The sequence below is a fragment of the Actinoallomurus acaciae genome, from assembly GCF_042429965.1.
GTDB lineage: Bacteria > Actinomycetota > Actinomycetes > Streptosporangiales > Streptosporangiaceae > Actinoallomurus > Actinoallomurus acaciae.
In genome coordinates this window covers 1-2513 of record NZ_JBHLZP010000820.1, presented here as the reverse complement: position 1 = coordinate 2513, position 2513 = coordinate 1, and the positions used below count along the sequence as shown (strand labels likewise).

At 71.0% G+C, this 2513-nt stretch carries 3 protein-coding genes; all 3 read left to right on the top strand.

Going from position 1 to position 2513, the window contains the following annotated elements; genetic code table 11:
• Window positions 1-172: 172 nt before the first annotated feature.
• Window positions 173-1156, top strand: coding sequence for an ABC transporter substrate-binding protein (locus ACFFNX_RS47515; protein WP_378213005.1), 984 nt, complete (start codon window positions 173-175; stop codon window positions 1154-1156).
• A gap of 51 nt (window positions 1157-1207) precedes the next feature.
• Entirely contained in the window at window positions 1208-2011 is an 804-nt protein-coding gene (locus ACFFNX_RS47510; RefSeq protein ID WP_378213003.1) for a DeoR/GlpR family DNA-binding transcription regulator, read from the top strand.
• A partial coding sequence (locus tag ACFFNX_RS47505; protein ID WP_378213002.1) for a 1-phosphofructokinase family hexose kinase occupies window positions 2008-2513 on the top strand: 506 nt, incomplete at its 3' end. The genes ACFFNX_RS47510 and ACFFNX_RS47505, both read left to right, overlap by 4 nt.

The window sequence follows — 2513 nt, the reverse complement described above, 5'->3', positions numbered from 1 at the left end:
GACACTCCCCGCCCGGGACACTCCCCGCCCTCCCAGGGGGCGCCGACCCCACTTCCATTGTCAAGCCACCCCACACGCCAAAGAAAGACCGCACGCACGGCTGTGGAAAACCCACGACCCAACCGAGACAGGCCCTAGCGGCTTCCCCTCATTCGGAATCTCTGGAGGATCGATGCACACCACGAAGGTGCTCGGAGTGGCGGCCGCGCTCGCCCTCGGGCTGGCCGCCTGCAGCAGCGGCAACGGCGGCGGAGGCGGCGGCTCGACCGGCGACATCAAGGGGAAGACGATCTCCTTCGTCCCCGGCGTCTCCGGCGACAGCTTCTATATCACCATGCAGTGCGGCATCCAGGCCGAGGCGGCCAAGAACGGCCTGAAGGTCGACATGCAGGCGCCGCAGCAGTTCGACGCGTCGCTGCAGACCCCGATCGTCAACGCGGTCGTCGCCAAGAAGCCGGCCGGGCTCCTGATCGCCCCGACCGACGCCAAGGCGATGGTGCCGCCGCTTCTGCAGGCCAAGCAGGCCGGCATCAAGATCGGCCTGGTCGACACGACGCTGTCGAAGGACGGCATCGCCGGATCCAGCGTCTCGACCGACAACGTGGCGGCCGGCTCCGCGGCGGCGGACGCGCTGGCCAAGCTCATCGGCCGGCAGGGCAAGGTGCTGGTGATCGCGTTCAAGGCGGGCGCCTCCACCTCGGACGACCGTCAGCGCGGCTTCGAGCAGGAGATCAAGAAGTACTCCGGCATCAAGTACCTCGGCGCGCAGGTCAACGACAACAGCCCGGCCAAGGCCGCCTCGATCGTCTCCGCCACCCTGTCGGCCCACCCCGACCTGAAGGGCGTGTTCGCCACCAACCAGTTCGCCGCCGAAGGTACGGCCACGGGGCTGCGCAACGCGGGCCGGCAGGGCGCCGTCAAGACGGTCGGCTTCGACGCCGGGCCGGTGCAGGTGCAGCAGCTCAAGCGCGGTGACGTCCAGGCGCTCGTGGCCCAGCAGCCGTACCAGATCGGCACCCAGGCGGTCGACCAGCTCGTCGCGTCGCTGACCGGGAAGAAGCCCACCGCCAAAATCGGGACAACGACCACCACGATCACCCAGGATGACCTGTCGACACCGGCAGGCCGGCAGGCCGCCTACAAGACGTCCTGCTAGAGGGCGACACGGGCCGCCCACCGCGGCCCGCCCACCATGGAGAAGGGACTGATGGTGGCATCGACCGACGACTCGGTACGTCGATCCGGCCGCCCTCCGTACGCCGCGCAGCGCCAGCAGATCCTGCTGCAGACGCTGCGCCGCGCGGGGCGCATCGACGTCACGGACATGGCGGACCGGCTCTCCGTCTCGACGGAGACGATCCGCAAGGACCTCACCGAGCTGGAACGCCAGGGCCTGCTGCACCGCGTGCACGGCGGCGCGGTGGCCGTGGAGGACCTGTCCTTCGAACCGGCGGTCGCGGCGCGCACCGAGTACACCGAGGAGAAGCGGCGGATCGCACAGGCGGCGCTGGCGGAGGTACCGAACGAGGGCGCGGTGCTCATCGACGCCGGTTCGACGACCGCCTGCCTCGCCGACCTGATGCCCGGCGACCGCGACCTGGCCGTGTTCACCAGCGCTCTGACGATCGCGATGACGCTGGCGACGCGTCCGCGGCTCACCGTCCACACGCTGGGCGGCCGGGTCCGGAGCCGTACGTTCGCCGAGGTCGACAACTGGGCCGTCCGCGCCCTGTCGGAGATCCGGGTGGACGTCGCCTTCCTCGGCACCAACGGGTTCACCGTGGAGGACGGCCTGCGTACGCCGGATGAGTCCGAGGCGACGGTGAAGCGCCTCATGCTCGGCGCCGCCCGCCGCCGGGTGCTGCTCGCCGACCACAGCAAGGCCGGCCACATCAGCCTCTACAAGTACGGCGACCTTTCCGAGATCGACCTGCTGATCACCGACACCGGCCTGCCCGACGCGGACGTCCGCCGGTTCGAGGACGTGGGAGTAGAAGTGAAACGCGCATGATCGTGACAGTCACCCCCAACCCGAGTGTCGACCGGACACTCGCCGTGGGCCGCCTGACCCACGGCGAGGTCGTGCGCGCGAGCCGCAGTTGGAGCGAGCCGAGCGGCAAGGGTGTCAACGTGGCCCTGGCGCTGAGCGCCCACGGATATGCGAGCCGCGCGGTGGTCCCCGTCGGCGGGGCCGAGGGCGCCCGCCTGGAGGCGATGCTGCGCGCGCGGGGCCTGGAGTACGTGCCGGTTCCGATCGGCGGCGAAGTGCGCAGCAACATCAGTGTCCTGGAGCCCGACGGCACGGTCACCAAGGTGAACGAGCCCGGCCCGCGCCTGTCCGACGCGGAGCTGAAGGCGCTGGTCGAGGCGGCGATCGGCGCCGGCGAGCACGCGGAGTGGCTCGTCGGATGCGGCAGCCTGCCGGTCGGCGCCGGGCCCGGCTTCCCTGGCGAGCTGGTCGGCGCGGCCCGGCACACGCCCGCGCGCATCGCGGTGGACAGCTCGGGGGCGTC